Source organism: Mycobacterium paragordonae, assembly GCF_003614435.1.
Lineage (GTDB): Bacteria > Actinomycetota > Actinomycetes > Mycobacteriales > Mycobacteriaceae > Mycobacterium > Mycobacterium paragordonae.
The window spans coordinates 1,644,093-1,669,799 of record NZ_CP025546.1; the positions used below are offsets into that span (position 1 = coordinate 1,644,093).

The following is a 25,707-nucleotide window of genomic DNA, read 5'->3' on the forward strand; positions in this document are numbered from 1 at the left end:
GCGCGGCTGTGGTCAGTTATCCACAGGGCCGTGACCAGGACCGGGGTCGTCCCGGATGTCATCCTCGAGTCCGGCTTGGAGACCTGAGATGGCCTCGTCGATGCCGCTGGTGTCGCCGCCGATCACCCGATCGATGAATCCGGCGGGGTCGTCGAGGTCGTCGGCGCCGGGCAGCAGGTCGGGGTGTTGCCAGACGGCGTCACGTGCGTCCATCCCGGCAGCCTCGGTCAGTCGCTGCCACAACGCACCGGCCTCGCGCAGTTTGCGCGGTCGCAACTCCAGCCCGACCAGGGTCGCGAACGTCTGCTCGGCGGGCCCGCCGCTGGCCCGGCGCCGGCGCAGCGTCTCGCTGAGCGCCGCCTCGCCGGGCAGCCGCTCACCCAGCGCGGCGGTCACCACGGTCTGCACCCAGCCCTCGATCAGGGCGAGCAGCGTCTCGAGCCGCTCGAGTGCCTGGGTCTGCGCGGGCGTTGCCTTGGGTTCGAAGACGCCCTGGCTGAGCAAGTTCTCCATGGCGGCCGGATCGGCCAGCGATGCCGGGTTGAAATCGCGGGCCAGCTCCTCGATGCCGGTCATGTCGATCTTCATGCCCGCGGCGTAGGCCTCAACGGCGCCCAGCAACTGGCTGGAAAGCCACGGCACGTGGCTGAACAGGCGGTGGTGTGCGGCCTCCCGGGCCGCCAGGAACGTCATGATCTCGCTGCGCGGCTGCTCGAGGCCCTCGGCGAAGGATTCCACCGCGTCCGGCAGGATGGCGGCGATCCCCTTGGGGCCGAGCGGCAGGCCGATATCGGTGGATGTCAGCACCTCTTTAGACAGCCGGCCCAGTGCCTGGCCGAGCTGGGAACCGAAGGCGATGCCACCCATCTGCGACATCATCTGCAGCAACGGGCCCGCCATGCCCTTGGCCTCCTCCGGCAGCGATTGCGCCCACACCGACGAAATCTGCTCGGCCATCGGGTCGCACAGCCGCTTCCAGGTGCCCAGCGTGTTGTCGACCCAGTCCGACGGGCTCCAGGCGACCGCTCTGCTGGTGCCTTCAGGCAGCGCCGTCGCCCCGTTGAGCCAGGTCTCGGCCAGGTGCACCGCGTCGGCGATCGCCGAGGTGGTGGTGGCCGGGATCGGTGCGATGAATCCGATCGAACTCGTTGCCACCTGCCGGGCCAGGTCGTAGTTCACCGGGCCGGCGTCCTTGCCCGAACTCATGGCGCTGCCGACACCGCCGAACATCTCGCCCAGCCGGGTGAACAGCTGGCCCAGATTGGCCATGTCGAAGTCGCCCCCGAACCCGAACGGGTTGTTGCCCGCACCAGAGTTGGGATCGTTCTTCTCGCGCTTCTCGCGGTCGGGGTCGTCTCCACTGGAGAAGCCGAAAGGCAGGTCAGCCATGAGGTCAACCGTACTCACCGCACCAACGGAAAGCGCGGGGCACGGTCACGCTCTCAGCTGAACGCGTCCGCGGCGGTGCCGGTTAGGGTAAGCGGCGTGAACAGGCGGATTTTGACCTTGGTGGTCGCGCTCGTCCCCATCGTGGTCTTCGGGGTGCTGCTTGCGGTGGTGACCGTGCCGTTTGTGTCCTTGGGCCCGGGGCCGACGTTCGACACCCTCGGGGAGGTCGACGGCAAGCAGGTCGTGCAGATCGAGGGCACCCAGACGCACCCGACGACTGGTCACCTCAATATGACGACGGTCTCCCAGCGTGACGACCTGACCCTGGGCGAGGCGATGAGCCTGTGGATCTCGGGTCAGGAGCAGCTGGTGCCGCGCGACCTGATCTACCCGCCCGGCAAATCGCGCGACGAGGTGGACCAGGCCAACAACGCCGATTTCAAGACCTCCGAAGACAGCGCACAATACGCCGCCCTGGGTTATCTGAAGTACCCGGAAGCGGTCACCATCGCCTCGGTCACCGACCCCGGCCCGTCGGCCGGCAAGCTCAAGGCCGGCGACGCCATCGACGCGGTGGACCGCACGCCGGTGGCCAACGTCGAGCAGTTCACCTCGCTGCTGAAGAAGACCAAGCCCGGCCAGGTGGTGTCCATCGACTACCGCCGCAAGAACGAGCCGGCGGGCGTCACGGAGATCACCCTGGGCACCAATGAGGACCGCGACTACGGGTTCCTGGGTGTTGCGGTGCTCGATGCACCCTGGGCGCCCTTCACCGTCGATTTCAACCTCGCCAATATCGGCGGACCCTCGGCCGGGCTGATGTTCAGCCTCGCCGTCGTGGACAAGCTCACCACCGGTGACCTGGCCGGTTCCACCTTCGTCGCCGGCACCGGCACGATCACCGTCGACGGCAAGGTCGGTCCAATCGGGGGCATCACCCACAAGATGGCCGCGGCGCGCGCGGCCGGCGCCTCGGTATTCCTGGTACCCGCCAAGAACTGTTATGAGGCGATGTCCGACATCCCGTCGGGACTCAAGCTGGTGAAGGTCGAAACGCTCGGTTCCGCAGTGGACGCACTGCATGCCATGACGTCGGGAGCGGCCACCCCCAGCTGCTAGCCGAGCTGCCAGTCCGGCCGTTTGCGTACAGTTGTGGCCATCGGGTAAACGAAGCAGGGAGCGTAGCCAGTGGGAATGCGGCCCGCCGCAAGGATGCCGAAGTTGACTCGGCGTAGCCGGATTCTGATCCTGATCGCACTGGGTGTGATCGTGTTGTTGTTGGCCGGACCCCGGCTGATCGACGCCTACGTCGACTGGCTGTGGTTCGGTGAGCTGGGCTATCGCTCGGTGTTCACCACCGTGCTGGTCACCCGCATCGTGGTGTTTCTGGTGGCGGGTCTGCTGGTCGGCGGCATCGTCTTCGGCGGGCTCGCGGTGGCCTACCGCACCCGCCCGGTGTTCGTCCCGAGCAACGACAACGACCCGGTGGCGCGCTATCGCGCCATCGTGCTGAGCCGCCTGCGATTGATGGGCATCGGAATCCCGGCGGCCATCGGTCTGTTGGCCGGCATGGTGGCGCAGAGCTACTGGGTGCGCATTCAGTTGTTCCTGCACGGCGGCGACTTCGGCATCGCCGATCCGCAGTTCGGCAAGGACCTCGGCTTCTACGCATTCGAGTTGCCGTTTTACCGGCTGGTGCTCAGCTACCTCTTCGTCGCGGTGTTCCTGGCCCTGGTGGCCAACCTGGTGTCGCACTACCTGTTCGGCGGGATCAGGCTGTCGGGGCGGGCCGGGGCGTTGAGCCGCTCGGCGCGCATTCAGTTGATCAGCCTGGTCGGTGTTCTGGTGGTGCTCAAGGCAGTTGCGTACTGGCTGGACCGCTACGAGTTGTTGTCACACACCCGCGGCGGAAAGCCGTTCACTGGGGCCGGTTACACCGACATCAACGCGGTGCTGCCGGCCAAACTGATCCTGATGGCGATCGCGCTGATCTGCGCGGCCGCGGTGTTCTCCGCGATCACGTTGCGGGACTTGCGGATTCCGGCGATCGGGCTGGTGCTGCTGCTGCTGTCATCGTTGATCGTGGGTGCGGGCTGGCCGCTGATCGTCGAGCAGATCAGCGTCAAACCCAATGCGGCGCAGAAGGAAAGCGAATACATCAGCCGAAGTATCGCGGCCACCCGACAGGCCTACGGATTGACGCCGGACGTGGTGACCTACCGCAACTACACCGGCGACGGACAGGCCACCGCGCAGCAGGTCGCCGCCGACCGCGCGACCACCTCGAACATCCGACTGCTCGACCCGACTATCGTCAGCCCGGCGTTCACCCAGTTCCAGCAGGGCAAGAACTTCTACTACTTCCCCGACCAGCTGTCCATCGACCGCTATCAGGACCGCGGCGGCAACCTGCGCGACTACGTGGTCGCCGCCCGCGAACTCAACCCCGACCGGTTGATCGACAACCAGCGCGACTGGATCAACCGGCACACCGTCTACACGCACGGCAACGGATTCATCGCGTCGCCGGCAAACACGGTGCGCGGCATCGCGAACGACCCGAACCAGAACGGCGGTTATCCGGAATTTCTGGCCAGCGTCGTCGGAGCGAACGGCAGCATCGTGTCCGACGGCCCGGCGCCGCTGGACCAGCCGCGCGTCTACTTCGGGCCGGTGATCGCCAACGCGGCGGCCGACTACGCGATCGTCGGGAAGACCGGCGCCGACCGCGAGTATGACTACGAGACCAGTACCGAGACCAAGAACTACACCTACACCGGGGCCGGTGGGGTGTCGATCGGCAGCTGGATCTCGCGCAGCGTGTTCGCCGCGAAGTTCGCCGAGCGAAACTTCTTGTTCTCCAACGTGATCGGCTCCAACAGCCGGATCCTGTTCAACCGCGACCCGGCCCAGCGGGTGGAGGCGGTGGCGCCCTGGCTGACCACCGACAGCGCGGTGTACCCGGCGATCGTGAACAAGCGGATGGTGTGGATCATCGACGGCTACACCACGCTGGACAACTATCCGTACTCCGAGCTCACGTCGCTGTCCTCGGCGACGGCGGACTCGACCGAGGTGGCGTTCAACCGGCTGGCCCCGGATAAGAAGGTCTCGTACATCCGTAATTCGGTGAAGGCCACCGTGGACGCCTACGACGGCACCGTGACGCTGTATCAGCAGGACGAGAACGACCCGGTGCTCAAGGCCTGGATGCAGGTTTTCCCCGGAACGGTGAAGCCCAAGAGCGACATCACTCCCGAACTCGCCGAGCATCTGCGTTACCCCGAAGATCTGTTCAAGGTGCAGCGCATGCTGCTGGCCAAGTACCACGTCAACGACCCGGTGACGTTCTTCTCCACCTCAGACTTCTGGGACGTGCCGCTGGACCCGAACCCGACGGCCAGCAGCTACCAACCGCCGTACTACATCGTCGCGAAAAACATTGCCAAGAACGACAATTCGGCTTCCTATCAGTTGATCAGCGCGATGAACAGGTTCAAACGCGACTATCTGGCTGCCTATATCAGCGCCAGTTCCGATCCCGCGACGTACGGCAAGCTCACGGTGCTGACCATCCCGGGTCAGGTCAACGGTCCCAAGCTGGCCAACAACGCGATCACCACCGACCCGGCGGTGTCCCAGGACCTCGGTGTGATCGGGCGCGACAACCAGAACCGCATCCGCTGGGGCAATCTCCTGACGCTTCCGGTGGGTCAGGGCGGCTTGCTCTATGTCGAGCCCGTATACGCCTCCCCGGGTGCCAGCGACGCCGCTTCCTCCTACCCGCGCCTGATCCGGGTGGCGATGATGTACAACGACAAGATCGGGTACGGCCCGACCGTGCGTGACGCACTCACCGGGTTGTTCGGGCCGGGCGCAGGTGATGCCGCGACCGGAATCCAGCCGACCGACGCCGGGTTGCCGGCCACCCCACCGGCCAATCCTCCGCCGCCGGCCAACGGGCCCGGAACGCCGCCGCCGACGGCGGCGATACCGCCGCCGCCTGACGCGTCGACCGCGCTGTCGCCCGCCAAAGCCGCTGTGCTGCAAGAGATCCAAGCGGCAATCGGTGCGGCCAGAGATGCGCAGAAGAAGGGCGACTTCGCCGGCTACGGGTCGGCGTTGCAGCGCCTGGACGAGGCGATCACGAAGTTCAACAACACGAAGTAGCGACGCGGCTTCGCGGCGGTCAGCCGCGCGCCGCGGCCGCTCGCACACTCTTGGCCGCGAGCGCCCGCGTTTTGCCATTGACACGCCGGGTCCGGCGGCATTTTGGGGACTTTCGCGGCGTCGGTCAGCCGCGCGACGCGGTGCGGAACCTCTCGCGGTAGGCCTTGGGCGTGACGCCGAGGTGGTCGACGAAAACCCGGCGCAGACTCTCGGCGCTGCCGAACCCGGCCAACCGCGCCGTCTCCGCGACGCTGCGCCCCGCGTCGAGCGCGGCCCGGGCGGCGTCAATGCGCACCATCTCGACGTAGCGGGCCGGCGTCGTCCCGAGTTCGGACTGAAACAGCCGGGTCAGCTGCCGGGTGCTCAACGAGGCTCGCGCGGCGAGGGTGTTCACGCTGTGGTTGTCCGCCGGGTTGGCCGAGATCGCAGCGGTGACCTTGCGCAGCGGAGACTGCGGCGGCGGTTCGGCCTCGACCAGCACCGAGAACTGCGACTGGCCGCCCGCACGCTTGAGGTAGACGACCAGCCAGCGGGCCACGGCGCGGACCAGCTCTGTGCCGTAATCCATTTCGACCAGCGCCAACGCCAAATCGATCCCCGACGATATGCCGGCCGAGGTGAAGACGTCGCCGTCACGGACGAAGATGGCGTCCGGTTCGACGGTGATGTCGGGATACGCCCGGGCAAACAGCCGGACGTCATGCCAATGCGTGGTGGCGCGCCGGCCCTGCAGCAGCCCGGCCTGCGCGAGAATGAACGATCCCGTGCAAATGGAGGCCAGCCGCCGGGTCCGGCCGGCAATCGATCTGATGGCCTTGACCAGCGCGGGGTCGATCGGGCGCCGGGGCAGGTCATCGCTGCCGGCGACCAGCACCGTGTCCGCGGACTCGATGGAAGCGATGGCGTCGGTGACGCCCAACCGGGTCCCGATCGAAGTAGTGACGTCGCGGCCGTCCACCGACGCGATCCTGAGCTGATAATCGGCGCCGGCGCGGTTGGCTTCCGCGAACACTTCGCCGGCTCCCGCGACATCCAACATCGTCACGTCGTCGAAGACGACGAGCACGATCACACGTGCAGACCCCACCCGTCCATTCTGGGGCCATGTCGCTTTCTGTGGGAAAGACGGCTCAAACGCCTACCGCAGACCGGGGTGGATCGCCGCAGACTGACCGCATGAACACTCAATCGATAGAAACCATCGCCGGCATCGCCATCCCGGACACTCCACTGGTCCGCGAGGTCACCGACTACATCCGCGCCGCCGAAGACGATCTGCTCTTCGACCATTCCCGGCGGGTGTTCCTCTTCGGTGCCCTGCAGGGACGCCGGCTGGGCCTGCAACCCGACCTCGAGTTGCTGTACGTAGGGGCGATGTTCCACGACATCGGCCTGACCGAGCGCTACCGCACATCGATGCTGCGCTTCGAAGTCGACGGGGCCAACGCGGCGCGCGACTTCCTGCTGGAACGCGGCTACGACCCCGCTGACGCACGAAAGGTGTGGCTGGGCATCGCGTTACACACCACGCCGGGCGTTCCGGAGTTCCTGGACCCCGAAATCGCCTTGGTCACAGCGGGTGTCGAGACCGACGTGCTGGGCATGGGTCGCGATGACCTGGCTCCCGCGGCACTGGACGCGGTGACCGCGGCGCACCCACGGCCGGACTTCAAGAACCGCATCATCGCCGCCTTCAACGACGGCATGAAGCACCGCCCGGACAGCACCTTCGGCACCATGAACGACGACGTGCTGGCGCACTTCGACCCGACGTTCCAGCGGGAGAACTTCGTCGACATCATCCTGGGCAACGGGTGGGCCGAGTAATGGACATCTACGAAGCGCTCTACACCACCAGAATGATGCGGCGACTGCGGCCGGATCCCATTACGCTCGACATCCAGGCCCGCATCCTGGACGCGGCCGTGCGCGCCCCCAACGGGGGCAACACCCAACGCTGGCACTTCGTGGCCGTGGACGACCCGAACCTCATAGCTGAGTTCGCCCAACTGTTCCGGGCGGCCCGCGCCATCGAATACGAGAAGTTCAGCACCGGGACCGGACCGATGGTGGCGCCGGCACCCGGCGCGGACCCGGCCGCCCACGCCGAGACGATGCGCCGCATCAAAGGCTCGGGAAACTATCTGGCCGACCACTTCGAAGAAGTGCCTCTGTTGCTCTTCGTTTTCGCCATCGACGATCTCGGCGGCGCCAACATCTTTCCCGCCATCTGGAGTGCACTGCTGGCCGCCCGCGCCGAGGGCGTCGGTGGAGTCATGACGATGGTGCTGCGCAACTTCGCCGACAAGGTGAACGAGATGCTGGGCGTGCCCGTCGAGCAAGGCTGGAAGATGTCGGCCATGCTCACCCTCGGCTACCCACTGGGCAGGTGGGGTGTCGCCGCCAATCGGCGCCCGGTGCAGGAGGTTTCGTCGCGCAACCACTGGGATGCGCCATTCGGTGTCGAAGTGCCGCAGCCGTTGTGGCCCGCGGCTTGACCTAGCGAAAGGACGACTCGTGACCACATCAGTTTCGATTAACCGCCGTAATGCCAACGAGGTCAGTATATTTCAGGCCCCGTCCGGCTTGTTCGACAATCTGCAGAAAGTGCTCGTCGACCTGATCGAGTTGCATCTCCAGGGCAAGCAGGCGCATTGGAACGTCGTCGGAACGAACTTCCGGGACCTGCATCTGCAACTCGACAGCCTCGTCGACGTCGCGCGGGAAGCCAGCGACACGATCGCCGAAAGGATGCGCGCCCTGAACGCGGTTCCTGACGGGCGTTCCGACACGGTCGTCGCCACCACCACCGTGCCCGCGGCACCACCGGGGCTGGTCAACGTCGCCGACACCGTCGACATCATCACCACCCGCATTCACGCCGTCGTCGGCACCCTGCGCGCCGTGCACGACGACATCGACGACGCGGACCCCACCACCGCGGATCTGCTGCACGCCATTATCGACAACTTGGAGAAGGAAGCATGGCTACTCAAGGCCGAGACCGAGACGGCATAACCGACCGCGCACTGATTCGGCACGGCATCTTCCTGTTCCTGATCGGACTGCTGACGGGCACTCAGGAGCGGCGCTTCACGAACATGCGCATGGCGCTGTCCGCGCACCTCGAAGGGGTGATGAACGGCACCTTCCTGATCGCTCTCGGTGCCGGCTGGGGACGTATCCGGCTACCCGGGCGGTGGGCGATGGTGGCGCGGTGGACGCTGCTCTACGGGACCTACGGCAACTGGCTATTCACCACGCTCGGAGCTGCACTGGGCACCGCTGCCGCGAATCCGACTCTGTCACAGGGGCATTCCGGCAGCCGCGGCCAGGAACGGTTCGTCCTGTTGGGCTTTCGTGGCATGCGGTATGCCTTCCTGACTTCCGTGGTGCTCATCCTCGCCGGGCTGAGCCGCCGGGAGGAGGTGTGATCATGCGCCTCGTAGTCGCAATGACCGGCGCGACCGGTGCCCCGATCGGAATTCGTCTCCTGGAAGTGTTGAGGGAGTTGGGGGTTGAGACGCACCTGATCCTCAGTGACTGGGCCCGCGCAACCATCAAGCTCGAAACCGATCGCAGCGTCAACGACGTCCGCGGGTTCGCCTCACACAGTTACAGTGCCCACGATCTCGCCGCCGGAATCTCCAGCGGGTCGTTCCGCACGGATGGCATGGTTATCTGCCCGTGCAGCATGAAAACGCTGAGCGCCATCCGAATCGGCTTCAGCGACAACCTGATCACCCGTGCCGCCGACGTCACGTTGAAGGAACGCCGCAGGCTGGTCCTGGTGGCCCGTGAGGCGCCACTCAGCGAGATCCATCTGGAGAACATGCTCTTCGTGACGCGCGCCGGCGCGGTGATCTTTCCGCCGACGGTGTCCTATTACGCCCGGCCCGCGTCGGTTGAAGAGATGACCGACTACGTCGTCGGCCGCGTCATCGACCAACTCGGCATCGAACACGACCTGATCACGCGCTGGAAGGACGACACGAATCATGAGCGACGTGAGCCAAGATCTGCGTAGCTGGCTGGCTACGCTGGACGCCGCCGGCCAGTTGCGCCGCATCGTCGCGCGGGTGGACTGGAATGAGGAGATCGGTGCGATCACTCGGGCCAACCTTTCGCTCGGCGGCCCGGCATTGCTGTTCGAGAACATCGCAGGGCATGAAAACACCCGATGCACCAAACTCCTCACGTCGGGGATCGGGAGCCGCCGTCAGATCCAGCTGATGCTGGGACTGCCGGAGGACACCGGCGACGCTGCCATCGTGCGGCATCTCAAAGATGCTTTCCGGCAACCGATTCCGCCGCGGATAGTGGATAGCGGGCCGGTGAAGGAGAACATCGTCGTAGGCGACGACATCGACCTCTGGCAATTTCCCGCACCGAAATGGCATGCGGCGGATGGGGGTAGGTACATCGACACGTTCTGTGGCGTGGTCACCGAAGACAGGGTGACCGGGCGCGACAACATCGGCGTATATCGCGGCATGATCGTCGGTCGGGACAAGATCGCCAAGCTGATGGTGCCCAGTCAGGGCTGGGGCGGCCATGCGCAGCAGTACAAGCCGGAGCCGATGCCGGTGGCCGTCGTCTACGGCTGGCATGACGTGTTGCCGTTCTGCGCCGGTAGTCCCTTCCCGAAGGACGTGTGCGAGTGGGACATGATGGGCTCCCTGCTGGGACGGCCGGTCGACTTGGTGGCGTGTGAAACCGTGCCGCTGCAGGTACCGGCCAGCGCCGAGATCGTCGTCGAAGGATTCCTCGACCCCGATCCGGCGACCTTCATGGACGAAGGCCCCTTTGCGGAGTATCCGGGTTATCTGGACGGGCATCCCGCGCCCGCTCCCGTGCTGCGGGTCACCCGGATCACCCACCGCAACGACCCGGTGTTGCGCGGTACGCCCGAGGGCATCCGGCCCGGTTTCCTCAACGAGGACGCGATGGTCAACTATGCGCGCTCGGCGATCGTGTGGAACATGTTGGAGGCCAATGGGATCGGCGGTATCACCGACGTGTGGATGTCGCCGGTGTCCAATGGCACCCACATCGCGGTCCAGATCCGCAAGGCCTACCGCGGTCACGCGCAGCAGGTTGCCGCGGCGCTGTGGGGGAGCGGTGGATCGGTGTGGTTCTACAAGCACGTCATCGTCGTCGAGGAGGACATCGACATCCGCGACCCCGCCGCGCTGGATTGGGCGGTGGCGTACCGGGTAAACGCCGGCCTCGGGGACATCGCCTGCTATGGGCCTACTCTCGGCTCACCGCTGGATCCGTCCACGCCGCCGCAGAAGTCGAACTCCGGCGGAGGGGAGTGGACCCGGGTGCTCATCGATGCCACCCGCAGTTGGGACTTCGAACCGAGGCCGGAGTGGGGTGGACGGCATTATCCGTTGCTCAACACGATCGATCCCGAGCTCGAGTCGATCGTCGCGGCCCGATGGGAGGAATACGGGATCGGCATTCCTTATCTGGATGATCGGCACCGGGAACTATTGACGATGCAGCGGCTCAGGTCCCCTTCACGTTCATGATCTGCCGCAACGATGTCACCACCTCGACCAGGGGTGCGGCGTCGACCATGACCTGGTCGATGTCCTTGTAGGCCTGCGGGATCTCGTCGATCCACTCCCTGCCGTGCCGGTATTCGATGCCCAGCATTGCCTCGGCCAGGTCATGCTCGTTGAACAGTTCCTTGGCCTTCGTCCTGCTGAACCGGCGGCCGGCCCCGTGCGGAGCCGACCACAGACCGTCGGCGTTTCCCTTGCCCCGCACGATGTATGAGCGGGTGCCCATCGAGCCGGGAATGATGCCCAGCTTGCCTTCGGTGGCATCGATCGCGCCCTTGCGGGTCAGCCAGACGGTTTCGCCTTGGATGGTGGTCGGCACCGTGTAGTTGTGGTGGGTGTTGATGCGCTCGATCTCCACGCGCTGTGCCTGAGCCCCGATCCACTCCGCGAACACGTGGATGAACCGGTCCATCATCTCGGCTCGATTCAGGTAAGCGAAGCGCTGCGCCCACTTCAGATCCTTGATGTAGCGGTCGAATTCGGGTGTGCCCTCCTGCAGGTAGGCCAGATCGCGGTTCGGCAGCCTGATCGACGGGTCCGCCGCGCACTGGTCCAGGGCGATCTTGATGTGCCGCTGCGCGATCTTGTTGCCGACGCCGCGGGAGCCGCTGTGCAGGAACAGCCAGACGGTGTCGTCAGCGTCCAGGCATAGCTCGATGAAGTGGTTGCCGCCACCCAGAGATCCCAACTGCTGCATCCACTTCGGGCTGTGCGACAGGTCGACGTCGAGCTCTCGTTGCAGCTTGAGGAGCTCGTTGTGCTTCTGCGCGGTGAACGAAAACCGTTGCAGGGTCTTGTTGTAGTTGCCGGGGGAGAGCGGGATCGCGTCCTCGACGAGTTGTCTGAGTGCCGACAGCTCGGGACGGTAGTCGCCCCCGAAGGTCGCCGACAGATCGTGCTCGGTGAAGCGGGTCTTGGCCGCAACCATGCCGCAGCCGATGTCGACGCCGACCGCCGCCGGGATCACCGCGCCCCGGGTGGGGATGACGGTCCCGACGGCCGAGCCCTTGCCCAGGTGCGCGTCGGGCATCAGTGAGACGTGCGGGTGCACGAACGGCATCGACGCGGTGACCTTGGCCTGCTCGACGGTGTTGCCGGCGATGTCGGTGGCGAAGTTGAGCAGCTTGGGCCCGAGCTGTTCGGGCATGACGGTCTCCTAGAAACGTGGGTCGGCTGGTGAACGGTATTCCCCCTGACGTGGCGTTTGCAACGGAATTTTGGCCGGGGTCGGACTATCGGCGCTGGTGAGGACGCGATTTGGAGAGGTCCCCGGGCGTTGGGTAACCTTGCGTTTACCGACGCGGGGTGGAGCAGCTCGGTAGCTCGCTGGGCTCATAACCCAGAGGTCGCAGGTTCGAATCCTGTCCCCGCTACCAGCGGAAATGGCCCTCAGGCGCAAGCCTAGGGGCCATTTTCATGCCCATTGGGAACACTTTTGGGAACATTAGCGGCGTTAACGATCGATCGAGCATCGGTGGAACACGGCTCCTGGAAGCATGGACAGCCTCGTCGCTCAACCGTCTGGACCTGCAGGCCCGCTGAAGTTGACGATCGCCGCTGGAAGCGGTGGGTTGTGTTTTGAGCTGGTTTAGAGGCGGCCGGCCGTCACGCGGGCTTGCCATGTGTGAGCACGAACTCCGTGATAGTTACTGTCGCGTTGAGAGCCAACCGTGCGTGTCTAGCAAGCGCCACGCTGCGCGTTGATTTGCCATGGCCGATGCCGAGCTCATTCCGCAACTCGGCCAGCGACTGCACGGTGGTAACGAGAGTTCGGAGGATCTGCTGTGAGCTCTCGCTGCCTCGTGCGCTACTGGGCACCGATTCGGCTTTCAGTTCAAGCAACGCCGCGACCTTTCGGTAGAGCTGGGGAATGTCTTCCTTCGGCTGATGATCAATTTGGGCGCTATCGAGGATGAGTCTGAAGAGACTCTCGATCAAGTTCTTCGACGAGGAGATCGCGGCAGGGGGGTCGGACGCGAGCGTATCGCGGATACGACTCAGATGTTCTTCAAGAACACCCGGATCCGTTAAGACGGCGCGTCCGCTCAAATTGAGGTCGGGCTTCGTCCCGTGAAATGAATCCCGCCGACGCCAGCCATAGACGGCGTGGCCACTGATCCACTCTGCCGGGTACAGCTCGTATCCGTCTCGCTCAAGTGCCGCGTTAAAAGTCTTGAGCAGCCTCCCAACCTCTCCTTCATCCATGCGGACGACGGGATGCAGCATCTCCGCGAGGAAGCGAAGGACCAGATCGTCCTCGCCAGACTGCAGACCGAATCGGCTATCGGTAAAGATCCAGTCGTCTTCCCAGTCCATGGGGTTGTTGACGCGATGTTGCCAGATGTCTCCGGCTGCATCCTTATATCGGGTGTCGTAACTTTCAATGTTTGAGAGGTCATAGATCCGCGCAAGGAAGTCTGGCTCCTCAAGCCGTCCTGACCACGAGACCGATTCCAAGGCAATCGAATCGAAGATCTTGCGCCGCGTGATCTCCGAGATCCGCTTTTGTGACAAGCCCCTCGTGGTCCCTTCCGCCGTAGCCATGTCCCAGCCCGGTAGCTGAAGCAACGGGCCCGATCGCCGTAACCGATGATAATCGGATCACTTCGTTGTCAAGCTGATAAGGGGTCACGGGATAGCGGTCAATCCCGCGGTTGAAGTTGATCGGTCAAATTAATCGAGGTTCGATCCGATGTGAATGACGGAATTGCGAGCCTCGCGGCGGCGTGGCGGCCACGCTGAGCGCATTAAGGCACTTGGTATACCACCGCAACCCTCAGCGGTCATAACTGGGAAATAATCACGGATCGCCTACCTGCTCCCGACGTCCTAGATATGACTGCCGTCGAGACGTCGATGTACGTAAGACAATGTCGCGAAGAGATCATAGAAGTCGATCAGCTTCTCGGTGGCTCCGTAGCGAGTGGTATGGGCCCGCGGGTTACGGAAATGTCCATAGATACCGATAAGCAGGTTTTTGAAGCCTTTTTGCTCGCTGACGTCACTGTCTGACAGATAGTTGTTGATGAACAGCACTGGCCGGTGTTTCGCGGTGCCGAACGCGGCGTCGAACAAGTCCTGTCCGTCAAAGACGAGTCCGGTTTGTTCCCGGATACGTTGCGCCACACCTTTGGTCGCTTCCGACATCGCATGGAAAAGATCCCGGGTTATTAGTTCCTCGTCGCAATACTTAAGCAGCTCCGCATGCGTATCGCGGCGGTGGAGCTCAACTTGCAGTTCGCCAGCGAGCTTCGCTGCAGCAGATAGAGTAGTGGCTTTGGTCCCGGTGGCGAGCTTGCCTTCCTTACTTATCCGATAGCCGAAGATGACCAGAACTCCGTCGAGCTGGTCTCGTAGTTGCATCCAACGTCGTTCGTTGCCAACGTAGCGGCTGGGGTGCATCGCGCGGGCGATAAACGCGCCCAGAACGTTGCCGCACGCCTGCTTGACCTGGGCGTTATGCAGCGCCACGTACAGACTTGTGCGTTTATTCACCGAGCGATCTCGATTGCTGATGCGTACAAGCTGCAAGAGGTTGTCAATTTCGACATTGCTCAGACCGGGATGGTCTGTCTGTGCGAGCACATTGGCAACGGCTTCAGTCATTTGCGGGTCGAAGACAGGGATCCGTACCGTTTTGGATGTCGCCGTCATCGCGGGTACTCGTAGGCCATCTCGCGCTCGAACTCAAGCTCTCGGTTGACACACTCTGTGAGTCCGTCAAGGAACGCGGCTACGCCTCGCAACGATTCGTGGAATGTCGGCACGTCGATGAAAGCGTAGTTTTCCAGCGAAGGCTTTCCGTCGGTGCGCTTGTGATAGCGAAGTTCTTGTCCGTCCGGGTCCAGCGCAGTTAACTGTCCAACTAGCTTCGTCACTGTTGATAGATCGCTAGCCGCTGCCTCAATCGACAAGATCTCTTTGATCGATGGCAAAGCTGCGGTCCACAGCTTGACGAGATTGTGCGTGTGTTTGAGGCGGTCGTCGAAGGTCTCGTGGTGGAGCCGGCCTAGCAGTTCCAAGAGGTGCTTCAGCTGAAGCTCGATTCCGTGGCGCCAGTTGGAGGCGAACGGATAGACGAGCAAGTCGCGGTCCGATGGGTCATTGATCATCTGCTTATAGAGCACATGAGCTGAACGTCGAAAGCCTTCCATGCGCCCGTAGGCGGTGCCCCAGCCGGCGTCAAAGTAAGCAGCTGACCTCCGGTCAGGACTACGGCAATCGAGGGTGTGCTTGGCAGAGGGCCAAGGCATGGCGAGACTCATGGTAAAACGGTAACGACTTGAACCGACAATGCGGTATTGGTTTTCGACGCACGACTCCTAGCGGGACTATCCGGTCAGCTCTACCGTGCTCTCGCCAAACTCGGCCACAATTCGCAGGCTCCCGCCCAGCGCCGCCACATAGGACTGCAGCGTGCCCAGCTCGGTGTGCGACAGGTCCCCGCTCTCCAATTTCGATATCCGCGCCTGAGATACGCCCATAAGGGCAGCGACATCAGCCTGGCGGACGAGGCCGTGCGCCTTACGTATGTCAGTGAGACGTTGGGCCTGGACGGCGTCATGCATTTCCTTGCGGGCGGCCTCGGCGCGGGACGGATCCAGTCGCCCCTGCGCGATGGCATCCGCTCGAATCTCACGCCAGTTTCGTGCCACCTTCAATCACCTTCCTCGGTCGCGAGCCACTTCTCGTAGCGCTGCTCAGCTATCGGGATGTTCTTGTCGTACCAGCTTTTCCAGTTGCCTGCCTTATCGCCACCAAGCAGCAGGATCGCTTGTCGCTCAGGATCAAAGATAAACAGGATTCGGATGCTCGTGCCGGCTGGCCGCAGCTCCTTCATGCTGTGAAACTTGGATCCCTTGACCTTGTCCACCGTTGGACGGCCGAGGGTGGGCCCTTCGAGTTCGAGCAGGTCGATAGCGCCGGTAACGGCGGCTACCGCTTCATCGTCAAGCGCGAAGTACCAGGTCTCGACCTCGTCTAGCAAGATCACCTCCCAGGACGTCGACACTAATATAACTCCAGAGTTATATACAATAGTTCCGGGCGCAGACCGCTCACGCTGGGTCGTTTCCGTCGTTCCACGCGTCGCCCAGGAGAAACTCGGCGGCCTGCTCCGCTGCCTCGCGATCGTCGTTGCCCAGCACGTGGGCGTAAGTCTCCAGGAAAAATCCCACATTGGCATGCCCGATGCGCTCGCTGACCACCTTTGGGCTGACACCGGCCCGCAGCGCACCGGTGGCATAAGAGTGGCGTAAATCGTGGAAGGTGATCCGTGACAACCCTGCAGCGGCCGCCAGCCGGTCGAACCGCTGCCGGATGGTGTCGGGGTGCGGCGGTCGACCGTCCGGGTAGGTGAACAGGTAACCGCCCGGATGGTATGCGTCGCCGAAGAATTCACGTTCACTGTCTTGGAGTTCGCGCCAACGGCGCAATGCCGACACGGTGGCACGGTCGATCGCAATGGTCTGATCCGCGTTACGGGTCTTGCCGCCGGCCTTATCGACTGCCCGGCCGCCGACCACCACGCGATTGTCATGGACGGTGATGAGACCGGCATCCACATCGACGTCCGACCACTTCAGGCCGCACACCTGGCCGCGGCGAATACCGGTTGTGAGTTCGAGCAGGAACAGCGCTGCGAACCGGTCGTCGCGGATCGACTTCAAGAATGTGCGAATTTCGTCAGCGCTCCACACCGTCCGGCGCGTGCGCGGACGACGCGGTGGTTTCACATTGCTCGCCGGATTGTCGGTGAGGTATTTCCAGGCCACCGCGTCGACGAGCGCCCGGTGCAGGAAGGCGTGGACGTTTCGGACTGTCTTGGGTGCCAATCCCGGCGAAACCGGTTTGGGCACGATGCCTACCCGATAGCGTCGCACCGCGGTGCGGGACGCATGGATCGTTGTGCCGCAGGCCTGCGACAGCTGTCGTGGTGTGGGTGGTGCGCCGGCAGCATTGCGCTCGGACCAATAGGCATACATCACGACGTCGTTGTCGCGCTTGACTCGGCCCTCGGTGAGCAGCTTGGCGTAGAGCTTCAGCAGTTGAGGCTCGTCGAGTCGCTGTAGGCGCTCCGCGCCGATATGGGGAATGACGTACGTGCGTGCGTAGTCGCTCCAGCTGCGCCAGGTTGTGGCGTCGAGTGCTGGTTCGACAGCGGCGAGCCATTCGGTGAGGAACTGCGCGACTGTGCGGGTCGAAGGCTTGACGACTCGGCCGCGGTCAGCATCGCGCATGGCTTCTCGGCAGGCCTTCCAGGCCTCGCGCTCGGTCTCGAAACCGCCCTTGGTGATCCAGGGATATCGGCCGGTCGCGGGGTCGCGCTCTGGGAGGCGGAACTTGTAGTACCACACCGAACCGCGCTGATGGACAGTGCCTTTCACGAGGCCACCAGCTCGCGCAACCCGGCGGTTACCACGTAAATCCGGCCGCCGAGACGACGAACGGGCAGCTCGTCGGAGGCCACCAGTCGGTAGGCGGCAGCCCGGCTGATTCCCAGCAGCTGCGCTGCGTGGGGGACCGCGAGCAGCAGGGGGAGATCATTGAACACGTTGCTTTCCAAGATAATTCACCACCTTTCCACAATTTTGACGGAATTTTGCACGGGCGGACGGCCCCTGTGGACTTGCGGGCTGCACTGTGGACAAAAGCGCGCAGCTTCGGTTCCGTCGGCCGCAGTGACCGTGATCGTGCGAGAATGTGCGTCCTCGCATTCACCACACCAAGGCACTGATGGTGGAGACCAGCCTGGTGGCTGCCACGGATGCGTGAGACGCCGGGCAAGCACGCGAATGGGATCACGCGCCCCATTTGGGTTTCGAATGAGGTGGGTGTCGACGGCAACTGAATACTGACCACTGCGCGGCAACTGAAAATTGACCAGCTTCCTGGAGAGCCTTGGCTATGGGCCAAGGAGGAAGCGAGTGTTGAGCGTGGAGGACTGGGCAGAGATCCGGCGGTTGTGCCGGTCGGAGCAGTTGCCGATTTCGGAGGTTGCGCGGGTGTTGGGGATTTCGCGGAACACGGTGAAGTCGGCGTTGGTTTCCGATGGCCCGCCGAAGTATCGGCGTGCTCCGGTGGGGTCGGTGGCGGACGCGGCCGAGCCGAAGATTCGAGAGTTGTTGGCGGCTTATCCGCGGATGCCGGCCACTGTGATCGCCGAGCGGATCGGATGGTCGTATTCGATCCGCACTCTTAGTGAGCGAGTGCGGGAGCTGCGACCGTTTTATCTGCCGCCGGATCCGGCGTCACGCACGACTTATGTCGCTGGGGAAATTGCGCAGTGCGACTTCTGGTTCCCCGACGTGGAGGTGCCGGTCGGATACGGCCAGGTCCGCACCGCCACACAGTTGCCGGTGCTGACGATGGTGTGCGGATATTCGCGTTGGGCATCGGCGTTGTTAATCCCGACCCGCACCGCTGAAGACCTCTATGCCGGCTGGTGGCAGCATCTTTCGATGTTGGGCGCCGTCCCGCGGGTGTTGGTATGGGACGGTGAAGGCGCGGTCGGGCGTTGGCGGGCCCGCCAACCCGAACTCACCGGGCAGTGCCACGCTTTCCGCGGCACCCTGGCCACCAAGGTGCTGATCTGCAAACCTGGCGACCCCGAAGCCAAGGGTGTGGTCGAACGCTTCCACGACTTCCTCGAGCGGGCCTTCTTGCCGGGTCGGGCGTTCGGCTCACCGGCGGATTTCAACACCCAGCTGCAGGACTGGCTGGTGCGGGCCAATCACCGCCAGCACCGCGTACTGGGGTGCCGTCCCGCCGACCGGATCGAGGCCGACAAGGCGGCGATGCTGGCCCTGCCGCCAGTCGGGCCAGTGGTTGGGTGGCGGACCTCGACCCGGTTGCCGCGGGATCATTACGTGCGCTGCGACGGCAACGACTACTCAGTGCACCCGGTCGCGGTCGGTCGCCGCATCGAGATCACCGCGGACCTGGGCCGGGTTCGAGTGTGGTGTGGTGGCGCCCTGGTCGCCGACCACGCCCGGATCTGGGCCAAACACCAGACGGTCAGCGATCCCGACCACGTGCAGGCCGCCAAACTGCTGCGGCGCAAGCACTTTGACGTCATCGGGCCGCCATCGCACGTTGAGGTAGAACAACGCCTCCTGAGCGACTACGACACCTTGTTGGGTCTTGACGGACCGGTGGCGTGATGGCAGCCAAGACCACCACCGGCAGCCGCGACGTGACCGCGGAACTGGCGTATCTGACCCGGGCCTTGAAGGCCCCGACCTTGCGTGAGGCCGTCGAGCGGCTCGCCGAACGGGCCCGCACCGAAACCTGGACCTACGAAGAGTTCCTGGCAGCATGTCTGCAGCGTGAGGTGTCCGCCCGAGAATCCCACGGCGGTGAAGGACGCATCCGGGCCGCCCGCTTCCCATCACGGAAATCGTTGGAGGAGTTCGACTTCGAGCACGCCCGCGGCCTCAAACGCGACGTCATCGCCCACCTGGGCACGCTGGACTTCGTCACCGCCAAAGACAACGTGGTGTTCCTCGGACCACCAGGAACCGGGAAAACCCACCTGGCGACCGGCATCGCGATCCGCGCTTGCCAAGCCGGCCACCGAGTCATGTTCGCCACCGCGTCGCAATGGGTCGATCGGCTCGCCGCCGCCCACCACAGCGGAACCCTGCAAGCCGAACTCGTCCGCCTCGCCCGCTATCCGCTGCTCGTCGTCGACGAAGTGGGCTACATACCGTTCGAACCCGAAGCCGCCAACCTGTTCTTCCAATTGGTGTCCTCCCGATACGAGCGGGCCAGCCTCATAGTCACATCGAACAAACCGTTCGGACGGTGGGGCGAAGTATTCGGCGACGACGTCGTCGCAGCCGCCATGATCGACCGCCTCGTCCACCACGCCGAAGTCATCGCACTCAAAGGAGACAGCTACCGCATCAAAGACCGAGACCTCGGCCGCGTCCCCACCGTCACGGCCGACGACCAATGACCCCAGCTGGTCAATTTTCAATTGCCGACAACTGATCAGTTTTCAGTTGCCGTTGACAGTGGGCGGCGAGATCCGCGGCCGGCCAGCCGCGTGCCAGGGCGGACTCGATGGCTGGCAGGAGACTGTGCGCGTCGCACTCACCTAGCCGCCACGAATCGCTCACGGCGTGCACGATTTGTGCTGCGGAGTCACCCGGTTCGGATGGGGATTCGGTTGATGGATTTAAGGGGTCCCGACTTGGGACCCCCGTAGGGTGCTTCTCTGACACCGCCCCCGTCCCACTGCGGGACGGCCCCCGTACCAACGCGGGACCAGGCGGTATCACCTCGGGACTGGGGGGTCCCGGATCGGGACTGGGTGGAAGATGTGGTGCTCGAGGGTGATTCAGGTAGTAGCGGGTGGAGCGGCGGGCACCGGAATCGTGGAATTGTGGCCGCCGCGACATGAAGCCTCGCGTCTCTAGAAAGCTCAGCGCGCGCAAGACCGTGCTTCTACCGGCGCCGGATTCAGCCATCAGCGTGCGGATCGACGGATAGCACGAGAAATTCTCATCCGCCTTATTTGCCAGTAGGACGAGGATGAACTTCGCCACCGGTTGGGCGATGTCCGAGTCTTTCGCCCACGCGAGGGCTTCCCAGCTCATGTTGACGCACTGCTAACGGGATGCCCACCGTCAGCCGTTTCGGCGGGCTGCGCCGAGTGGCGATCCGTGACGCGTCGATTCATGTCTAGACGGTAAGTCCGCTCAGGTGCCTAGCGCGACGGTCGCGCAAATATTTTCCATCGAGTTTTGCTGCTACACAGGTGAATTACCGCCAATTCCCGCGACGGGGTGAAACATCGCGAAACGTGCCGCTTCGCAACGGCATTCCGCGTGTCGCGGTGCTGACGCCGACGAGACGGCGGATCTGCTGCTGGGTGGGCCGGGATTAGCCGAATGCGGCCCCCGGCCCTTAGCGGACACTGAGTTAGCTTCGGGGAGTCCCGCCCTAGCCATTGAGAAGGCGCGCTTTCCTCAACGAAGTCAGCAAGCGCTGAGCGGCGCGCAGCGTCGGTGCATGCGCCGCGGGGTTCAGTTGTCCCGAGTCCGCTGCGACGGCCAGCGCCTCCAGAACAGTGCGGCATGCTCGCGGCGACTTCAGCACGATCTGGGCGGCCTCGGCGGGGCTGGGCGGAATCTGCTTTGTCTCGATCCGAACACGCTCCACGATCCGCTCGACGGGTTTCTCAACCACTTCGACCCGCACGGCGACAGCGCCGTTTTTTGCTGCTCTTCGCTCCTCATAGGCTGCTCGCCGGCACTGCTGCGAACACCAGATGGAGGGACGTCCTGGCTTCGGCGGCCAAGTGCTATTCGGTACCTCCGCGCCGCATCGCGGGCATCGTTTCGCGGGCATGGGAACAATGGTAAGTGCACCCTACGTAGTTAGATACGGACGCAATTGCGTTATCGTTTCGTGACCTGAGTGCAAGAGGTGTGATGTGCAGAGAAACGGTCAAGTTAGGAGGGCCTAAGTGCCGGTGGCGAAGTATTGTTGTGACCGGCAGATCGCGGTGCTCGCGCGGACGCGCAGCCGACAAATCTACGGCCAAGACCGGGCTGGTGTCGGTAACGTTTGCCAGGTCATGAGTAATAAGGACGGTGCCGGCCTTCTTCCCGCGGAGACGCGTGCCCGTGTCCGCATCGATCAGCAACTGACCCAGGCAGGCTGGAAGGTCCAGGACAGAAAGGACCTGAATCTGTTCGCGGGACAGGGCATCGCCGTCCGAGAGGTCGTGATGAAGCCCGGGCACGGACGGGTCGACTACCTGCTGTACGTGGACAAGGCCGTCGTCGGCGTCATCGAGGCCAAGCCAATAGGAACACCGCTTTCAGGCGTGGAGTGGCAGTCGGCCATGTACGCCGACGGACTCCCGGCTGATGTGCGACTCGCCGCCAAGACCCGGAACGGCCGGCTGCCGTTCGTGTTCGAGGCATCGGGAGTCGAGACACACTTCACCAACGGCTTCGATCCCGAGCCGCGGGCGCGCCTTCTTTTCAACTTTCCCAGGCCGGCAACGTTGGCACGGAACCTTCGTGACGCCGATGCCTCTCCCGAGCGTCCGACGTGGCGCGCCAAGGTTCGCGATCTCCCAGCCCTCGATACCGACCCGCTGCGTCCAGCGCAGGTCAATGCGAGTAGCGGGATCGAGAAGAGCCTCGCCGATCAGCAGTTCGACCGATCGCTGGTACAGATGGCGACCGGGGCCGGCAAGACCTACACGGCGGTTACCGAGTCGTACCGATTACTGAAATTCGGTGGATTCAACCGAATTCTCTTTCTCGTCGACCGCAACAACCTCGCGGATCAGACGCTGGCGGAGTTTCAGAACTACCGCACGCCCGGTGACGGCCGCCGCTTCACCGAGCTGTACAACGTGACCAAACTGTCCAGTGCCGGACTACTCGGCTCGAGCAAGGTCGTCATCTCGACCATCCAGAGGGTCTACAAGTTTCTCAATGACGGCGAGGTCAGCGACGCCGATGATCCCAACCTCGATGAGTTCACCCCGGAAACCCCTGTCACTGTCTCCTACAGCGAGGCACTTCCGCCGGAAACGTTTGATCTGGTCATCGTCGATGAGGCGCATCGAAGCATCTACGGAGTCTGGCGCGGTGTCTTGGAGTACTTCGACGCCCACCTCATCGGTCTAACCGCCACGCCAGGCAAGCAGACATTCGGATTCTTCCGCCAGAACCTCGTCTCTGAATACACCTACCCCGAGTCCGTCGCCGACGGCGTCAACGTGGACTTTGACATCTACCGGATCCGTACCCGAATCAGCGAGGAAGGGTCTCGGATCGAGGCCGGGACGCTCGTGCCGAAAGTGGACCGCCGAACACGAGAACAGAAACTCGAAACCCTTGACGAGGATTTGGATTACCGCGCCGCGCAACTGGACCGCGACGTGACCGCCACCGACCAGATCCGCACCGTTCTAGAAACTTTCCGCGATCGGCTTTTCACCGAGATCTTTCCGGGACGTTCCACCGTGCCAAAGACATTGATCTTCGCGAAGGACGACAGCCACGCTGAGGAGATCGTCACCGAAGTCCGCGAGGTGTTCGGCAAAGGCAATGACTTCGCAGCGAAGATCACTTACAACGCCCGCAACGCCAAAGAACAACTCCAGGCGCTGCGGACGAGTCCGTCGCTGCGTATCGCGGTGACCGTCGACATGATTGCGACCGGAACCGACGTCAAACCGCTGGAATGCGTGTTCTTCATGCGTGATGTCCGCTCCGCCCAATACTTCGAGCAAATGAAAGGTCGTGGCGCACGCACGATCACGTCCGCGGACTTCCGCGCAGTTACCCCAGACGCGGAAAACAAGACCCGGTTCGTAATCGTCGATGCGGTGGGGGTGACAGAGCATCCCTTCGTCGAGCCGCCACTGAATCGGCAGAAGTCGGTCAGCCTCAAGAAGCTCCTCGATAAGGCCGCCGCACTCACGCTTACCGAGGACGAAGCGGCAACTCTGGCGTCGCGACTGGCGAAGCTCGAACTTGCGCTGACCGACGAGGAACGGCAGGAACTCGACGAGGTCGCCGGCCAACCTGTCCGCGATATCGCCAAGGCGCTCGTGGACGCTGTCGAGCCGTCCACTGGATCGGCCGAGGCGATCGAGCGGGCTATCGAACCGATTGCCGCTAACCCGGAACTGCGCAACCGCATACTCGAACTTCGCGCCGCCCACGATCGGGTCATCGATGAGGTCAGCAGCGACGAACTCGTTGATGCCAGGGGAGTGGTTGACACGGATCGCGCTCGATCGATCGTGGAGTCGTGGCGGGCCTATCTCGATGAGCACCGCGACGAAATCACCGCTATCCAAGTGGGCTATGAGGCAGGCGAGCAGCGAATCGACTTCTCCTACATTCAGGGACTCGCTGTCCGCATCGCTCGGCCGCCGCACAATTGGACTCCCGACATTATCTGGAATGCCTATGCCGCGATCGACGCGCCCAGGGTCCGTAAGTGCCCCACGCACACCCTCACCGATCTCGTTCCACTGATCCGCTACACCATCGGCGTCGACGACGAACTCGTTCCCTACGGTGAGCGGGTGCGGGAGAAGTACGTGGCGTGGTTGGCGCATCAAGAACAAGCTGGTGTGGCGTTCAACGACACCGAGCGATGGTGGTTGGACCGCATGGTGTCGGTGATCGCCAACTCGGCCGGGATACGCGTGGAAGACCTTGACGACGCGCCTTTTGTCGAGCGCGGAGGAACCGATGGGGCGCTGCGTGATTTAGGTGACCGAGCTGGCGATCTGATTGAAGAGTTGAACGCGGAGCTGACCGCGTGAACTGGCCGGTCCGCCCGCTCTCCGAAGTCGCGGAAGTACGGCTTGGTCGCCAGCGTTCGCCGAAGAACCACTACGGCGACTCGATGCGGCCATACCTACGTGCGGCGAATGTGACGTGGTCTGGACTCAGCCTTGACGACGTCAAGTCAATGAACTTCACCGATGAGGAGCTGGCCACGTACCGCCTCAAGCCCGGAGACATCGTTCTAGGTGAAGCGTCGGGTAGCCCTGGCGAAGTCGGTAAGCCAGCGATCTGGTCCGGTGAGATTCCGGACTGCGCTTTTCAGAACACCTTAATTCGAGTACGTCCGCGTGAACATGAGCCCAGGTTTCTGTTGCATTACTTCCGCTATCAGGCCCTCGTGGGCCGATTTGTCGAGCATTCCCGAGGCGTCGGCATCCACCATCTTGGGCGGGCTCGGTTGGCGACATGGCCGACGCCTGTGCCGCCCATCACGGAGCAGCGGCGCATTGTTGATCTACTCGAAGACCACCTCTCTCGCCTCGATGCGGCACAGGAACTTGTTGGTAGACAGCGGATTCGATTGTCAAGCCTGTCAGCACTGTGCGCACATCATCTCAGCACTACCAACGACGGGACTTTGCAGACACTCGCCGACATATCCCAATTCATCACCGATGGCGATCACAATCCACCAAAACGTGTTCTCGACGGGGTTCCTCACGTGACGGCGAAGGGGGTACGCCCAGACGGAACCATTGATCTGACTGCAGGAACGTACGTTTCGGAGGAAGGTTTTGAGCAGACCGCTCGGCGCTATCGGCCAGTCGCCGGTGATGTCCTCGTCACCTGCGTCGGCACCATCGGGCGGATTGCGGTCGTTCCGGATGGCGTGAGATTTAGCGCAGACCGAAACCTCGCAGCTATACGCGTGGACGAGGGCGCGGTAATACCCGGATACGTCGCACTCGCACTCCGCGGCACTCGCTCGCAACTCGAGATGGCACGGGCGTCCGGCTCGACCGCACAGCCGCACCTTTACCTGCGAGACCTCCGGGCTACTACGATCCGTGTGCCGGAACGCACAGAGCAGGCGCGCATACTTGCGTCAGCTGCCGCGTATATCGACGGCATTGCTGCTCTTCAAATTGAACTTGCGAAGACGACTCGCCATGTCGATCGTCTCAAACGGGGTTTGCTTAGTGCGGCGTTTTCTGGACGCCTGACCCGTGCGGCGGGGACCATCGGTGAGTCGGGAAGCCGCGGCGCTGGGTGATGGTCACTCCGCTCGGCAAGTGCAATGA

24 protein-coding genes and 1 tRNA gene are annotated in these 25,707 nt (G+C 63.5%); 13 read left to right on the top strand and 12 right to left on the bottom strand.

The genetic code is table 11. The annotated features are described in order from the left end of the window. Positions 1-12 precede the first annotated feature (12 nt). Positions 13-1,407, bottom strand: a complete 1,395-nt coding sequence (locus tag C0J29_RS07650) for a zinc-dependent metalloprotease (protein WP_120791924.1) — start codon at positions 1,405-1,407, stop codon at positions 13-15. 78 nt (positions 1,408-1,485) lie between these two features. Between C0J29_RS07650 and C0J29_RS07655 the strand changes: the two genes are divergently transcribed. Then, positions 1,486-2,508 (top strand): YlbL family protein, encoded by a 1,023-nt coding sequence (locus tag C0J29_RS07655; protein WP_120791925.1) that lies wholly within the window; start codon positions 1,486-1,488, stop codon positions 2,506-2,508. Between the two features lie 69 nt (positions 2,509-2,577). After that, positions 2,578-5,559: a UPF0182 family protein gene (locus C0J29_RS07660; protein WP_065047223.1), complete on the top strand. Its 2,982-nt coding sequence runs from the start codon at positions 2,578-2,580 to the stop codon at positions 5,557-5,559. A gap of 124 nt (positions 5,560-5,683) precedes the next feature. On the opposite strand, the gene C0J29_RS07665 is transcribed toward C0J29_RS07660, so the two are convergent. Next, complete coding sequence (locus C0J29_RS07665) at positions 5,684-6,598, bottom strand: GlxA family transcriptional regulator (protein WP_242460619.1); 915 nt, start codon at positions 6,596-6,598, stop codon at positions 5,684-5,686. Positions 6,599-6,735: 137 nt separating this feature from the next. On the opposite strand from C0J29_RS07665, the gene C0J29_RS07670 reads away from it, so the two are divergent. Genes C0J29_RS07670 through C0J29_RS07695 form a run of 6 tightly spaced genes read left to right on the top strand, consistent with a single transcriptional unit; the run spans position 6,736 to position 11,096 of the window. Continuing rightward, positions 6,736-7,386, top strand: coding sequence for an HD domain-containing protein (locus tag C0J29_RS07670; protein WP_120791927.1), 651 nt, complete (start codon positions 6,736-6,738; stop codon positions 7,384-7,386). Beyond that, entirely contained in the window at positions 7,386-8,057 is a 672-nt protein-coding gene (locus C0J29_RS07675; RefSeq protein ID WP_120791928.1) for a nitroreductase family protein, read from the top strand. The genes C0J29_RS07670 and C0J29_RS07675 overlap by 1 nt, the downstream gene beginning before the upstream one ends. A gap of 19 nt (positions 8,058-8,076) precedes the next feature. Beyond that, positions 8,077-8,577 (top strand): Dps family protein, encoded by a 501-nt coding sequence (locus C0J29_RS07680; RefSeq protein ID WP_242460377.1) that lies wholly within the window; start codon positions 8,077-8,079, stop codon positions 8,575-8,577. Then, positions 8,544-8,993, top strand: a complete 450-nt coding sequence (locus C0J29_RS07685) for a styrene oxide isomerase (RefSeq protein ID WP_120791930.1) — start codon at positions 8,544-8,546, stop codon at positions 8,991-8,993. The genes C0J29_RS07680 and C0J29_RS07685 overlap by 34 nt, the downstream gene beginning before the upstream one ends. A 2-nt stretch (positions 8,994-8,995) precedes the next feature. Beyond that, complete coding sequence (locus C0J29_RS07690; RefSeq protein WP_120794620.1) at positions 8,996-9,586, top strand: UbiX family flavin prenyltransferase; 591 nt, start codon at positions 8,996-8,998, stop codon at positions 9,584-9,586. After that, complete coding sequence (locus C0J29_RS07695; RefSeq protein WP_120791931.1) at positions 9,558-11,096, top strand: UbiD family decarboxylase; 1,539 nt, start codon at positions 9,558-9,560, stop codon at positions 11,094-11,096. Before C0J29_RS07690 ends, C0J29_RS07695 begins: the two co-directional genes overlap by 29 nt. Here the strand turns inward: C0J29_RS07695 and C0J29_RS07700 are convergent. Further along, the gene (locus C0J29_RS07700; protein WP_120791932.1) at positions 11,074-12,279 is read right to left on the bottom strand and encodes an RtcB family protein; all 1,206 of its coding nucleotides are present in this window, start codon (positions 12,277-12,279) and stop codon (positions 11,074-11,076) included. The two genes, C0J29_RS07695 and C0J29_RS07700, sit on opposite strands and share 23 nt — an antisense overlap. Positions 12,280-12,431: 152 nt before the next feature. Between C0J29_RS07700 and C0J29_RS07705 the strand changes: the two genes are divergently transcribed. Then, positions 12,432-12,508: transfer RNA gene (locus C0J29_RS07705), tRNA-Met, on the top strand. 229 nt (positions 12,509-12,737) lie between these two features. On the opposite strand, the gene C0J29_RS07710 is transcribed toward C0J29_RS07705, so the two are convergent. From C0J29_RS07710 to C0J29_RS07740, 7 genes are all read right to left on the bottom strand, one after another. Further along, complete coding sequence (locus tag C0J29_RS07710) at positions 12,738-13,676, bottom strand: abortive infection family protein (protein ID WP_120791933.1); 939 nt, start codon at positions 13,674-13,676, stop codon at positions 12,738-12,740. A 285-nt stretch (positions 13,677-13,961) separates the two neighbouring features. Continuing rightward, positions 13,962-14,786: a TIGR02391 family protein gene (locus tag C0J29_RS07715; protein ID WP_174814826.1), complete on the bottom strand. Its 825-nt coding sequence runs from the start codon at positions 14,784-14,786 to the stop codon at positions 13,962-13,964. Beyond that, entirely contained in the window at positions 14,783-15,397 is a 615-nt protein-coding gene (locus C0J29_RS07720; RefSeq protein ID WP_162951406.1) for a hypothetical protein, read from the bottom strand. The genes C0J29_RS07715 and C0J29_RS07720 overlap by 4 nt, the downstream gene beginning before the upstream one ends. Positions 15,398-15,463: 66 nt before the next feature. After that, positions 15,464-15,793 (bottom strand): helix-turn-helix domain-containing protein, encoded by a 330-nt coding sequence (locus C0J29_RS07725; protein ID WP_120791936.1) that lies wholly within the window; start codon positions 15,791-15,793, stop codon positions 15,464-15,466. After that, positions 15,790-16,125, bottom strand: coding sequence for a type II toxin-antitoxin system RelE/ParE family toxin (locus C0J29_RS07730; RefSeq protein WP_120794621.1), 336 nt, complete (start codon positions 16,123-16,125; stop codon positions 15,790-15,792). The genes C0J29_RS07725 and C0J29_RS07730 overlap by 4 nt, the downstream gene beginning before the upstream one ends. A gap of 64 nt (positions 16,126-16,189) precedes the next feature. Further along, positions 16,190-17,518 carry a tyrosine-type recombinase/integrase gene (locus C0J29_RS07735; protein WP_120791937.1) on the bottom strand — a complete coding sequence of 443 codons (1,329 nt, stop codon included), beginning with the start codon at positions 17,516-17,518 and terminating at the stop codon, positions 16,190-16,192. Next, the gene (locus C0J29_RS07740; protein WP_232065698.1) at positions 17,515-17,697 is read right to left on the bottom strand and encodes a helix-turn-helix domain-containing protein; all 183 of its coding nucleotides are present in this window, start codon (positions 17,695-17,697) and stop codon (positions 17,515-17,517) included. The genes C0J29_RS07735 and C0J29_RS07740 overlap by 4 nt, the downstream gene beginning before the upstream one ends. A 361-nt stretch (positions 17,698-18,058) precedes the next feature. Between C0J29_RS07740 and istA the strand changes: the two genes are divergently transcribed. Both istA and istB read left to right on the top strand, forming a co-directional pair. After that, positions 18,059-19,294 (top strand): IS21 family transposase, encoded by a 1,236-nt coding sequence (gene istA / locus C0J29_RS07745; protein ID WP_120791939.1) that lies wholly within the window; start codon positions 18,059-18,061, stop codon positions 19,292-19,294. Further along, entirely contained in the window at positions 19,294-20,091 is a 798-nt protein-coding gene (gene istB / locus C0J29_RS07750; RefSeq protein WP_084023409.1) for an IS21-like element helper ATPase IstB, read from the top strand. The genes istA and istB overlap by 1 nt, the downstream gene beginning before the upstream one ends. Positions 20,092-20,101: 10 nt before the next feature. On the opposite strand, the gene C0J29_RS34740 is transcribed toward istB, so the two are convergent. Then, a complete protein-coding gene (locus C0J29_RS34740; protein ID WP_120791940.1) occupies positions 20,102-20,734 on the bottom strand; it encodes a helix-turn-helix domain-containing protein in 633 nt (210 codons plus the stop codon). Between the two features lie 346 nt (positions 20,735-21,080). Continuing rightward, the gene (locus C0J29_RS07760) at positions 21,081-21,338 is read right to left on the bottom strand and encodes a hypothetical protein (RefSeq protein ID WP_120791941.1); all 258 of its coding nucleotides are present in this window, start codon (positions 21,336-21,338) and stop codon (positions 21,081-21,083) included. A gap of 379 nt (positions 21,339-21,717) precedes the next feature. Here C0J29_RS07760 and C0J29_RS07765 point away from each other — a divergent pair, with 379 nt between their 5' ends. After that, positions 21,718-24,441 carry a type I restriction endonuclease subunit R gene (locus C0J29_RS07765; protein WP_174814827.1) on the top strand — a complete coding sequence of 908 codons (2,724 nt, stop codon included), beginning with the start codon at positions 21,718-21,720 and terminating at the stop codon, positions 24,439-24,441. After that, positions 24,438-25,679, top strand: a complete 1,242-nt coding sequence (locus tag C0J29_RS07775; RefSeq protein WP_120791943.1) for a restriction endonuclease subunit S — start codon at positions 24,438-24,440, stop codon at positions 25,677-25,679. The genes C0J29_RS07765 and C0J29_RS07775 overlap by 4 nt, the downstream gene beginning before the upstream one ends. Positions 25,680-25,707 lie beyond the last annotated feature (28 nt).

What these genes read in the sequence shown, in the direction of transcription:
- C0J29_RS07665 (WP_242460619.1), bottom strand. Translation starts at nt 6,598, where the DNA reads ATGTTGGATGTCGCGGGAGCCGGCGAAGTGTTCGCGGAAGCCAACCGC.
- C0J29_RS07670 (WP_120791927.1), top strand. Translation starts at nt 6,736, where the DNA reads ATGAACACTCAATCGATAGAAACCATCGCCGGCATCGCCATCCCGGAC.
- C0J29_RS07675 (WP_120791928.1), top strand. Translation starts at nt 7,386, where the DNA reads ATGGACATCTACGAAGCGCTCTACACCACCAGAATGATGCGGCGACTG.
- C0J29_RS07685 (WP_120791930.1), top strand. Translation starts at nt 8,544, where the DNA reads ATGGCTACTCAAGGCCGAGACCGAGACGGCATAACCGACCGCGCACTG.
- C0J29_RS07690 (WP_120794620.1), top strand. Translation starts at nt 8,996, where the DNA reads ATGCGCCTCGTAGTCGCAATGACCGGCGCGACCGGTGCCCCGATCGGA.
- C0J29_RS07695 (WP_120791931.1), top strand. Translation starts at nt 9,558, where the DNA reads ATGAGCGACGTGAGCCAAGATCTGCGTAGCTGGCTGGCTACGCTGGAC.
- C0J29_RS07700 (WP_120791932.1), bottom strand. Translation starts at nt 12,279, where the DNA reads ATGCCCGAACAGCTCGGGCCCAAGCTGCTCAACTTCGCCACCGACATC.
- C0J29_RS07710 (WP_120791933.1), bottom strand. Translation starts at nt 13,676, where the DNA reads ATGGCTACGGCGGAAGGGACCACGAGGGGCTTGTCACAAAAGCGGATC.
- C0J29_RS07715 (WP_174814826.1), bottom strand. Translation starts at nt 14,786, where the DNA reads ATGACGGCGACATCCAAAACGGTACGGATCCCTGTCTTCGACCCGCAA.
- C0J29_RS07720 (WP_162951406.1), bottom strand. Translation starts at nt 15,397, where the DNA reads ATGAGTCTCGCCATGCCTTGGCCCTCTGCCAAGCACACCCTCGATTGC.
- istB (WP_084023409.1), top strand. Translation starts at nt 19,294, where the DNA reads ATGGCAGCCAAGACCACCACCGGCAGCCGCGACGTGACCGCGGAACTG.
- C0J29_RS34740 (WP_120791940.1), bottom strand. Translation starts at nt 20,734, where the DNA reads ATGAGCTGGGAAGCCCTCGCGTGGGCGAAAGACTCGGACATCGCCCAA.
- C0J29_RS07765 (WP_174814827.1), top strand. Translation starts at nt 21,718, where the DNA reads ATGAGTAATAAGGACGGTGCCGGCCTTCTTCCCGCGGAGACGCGTGCC.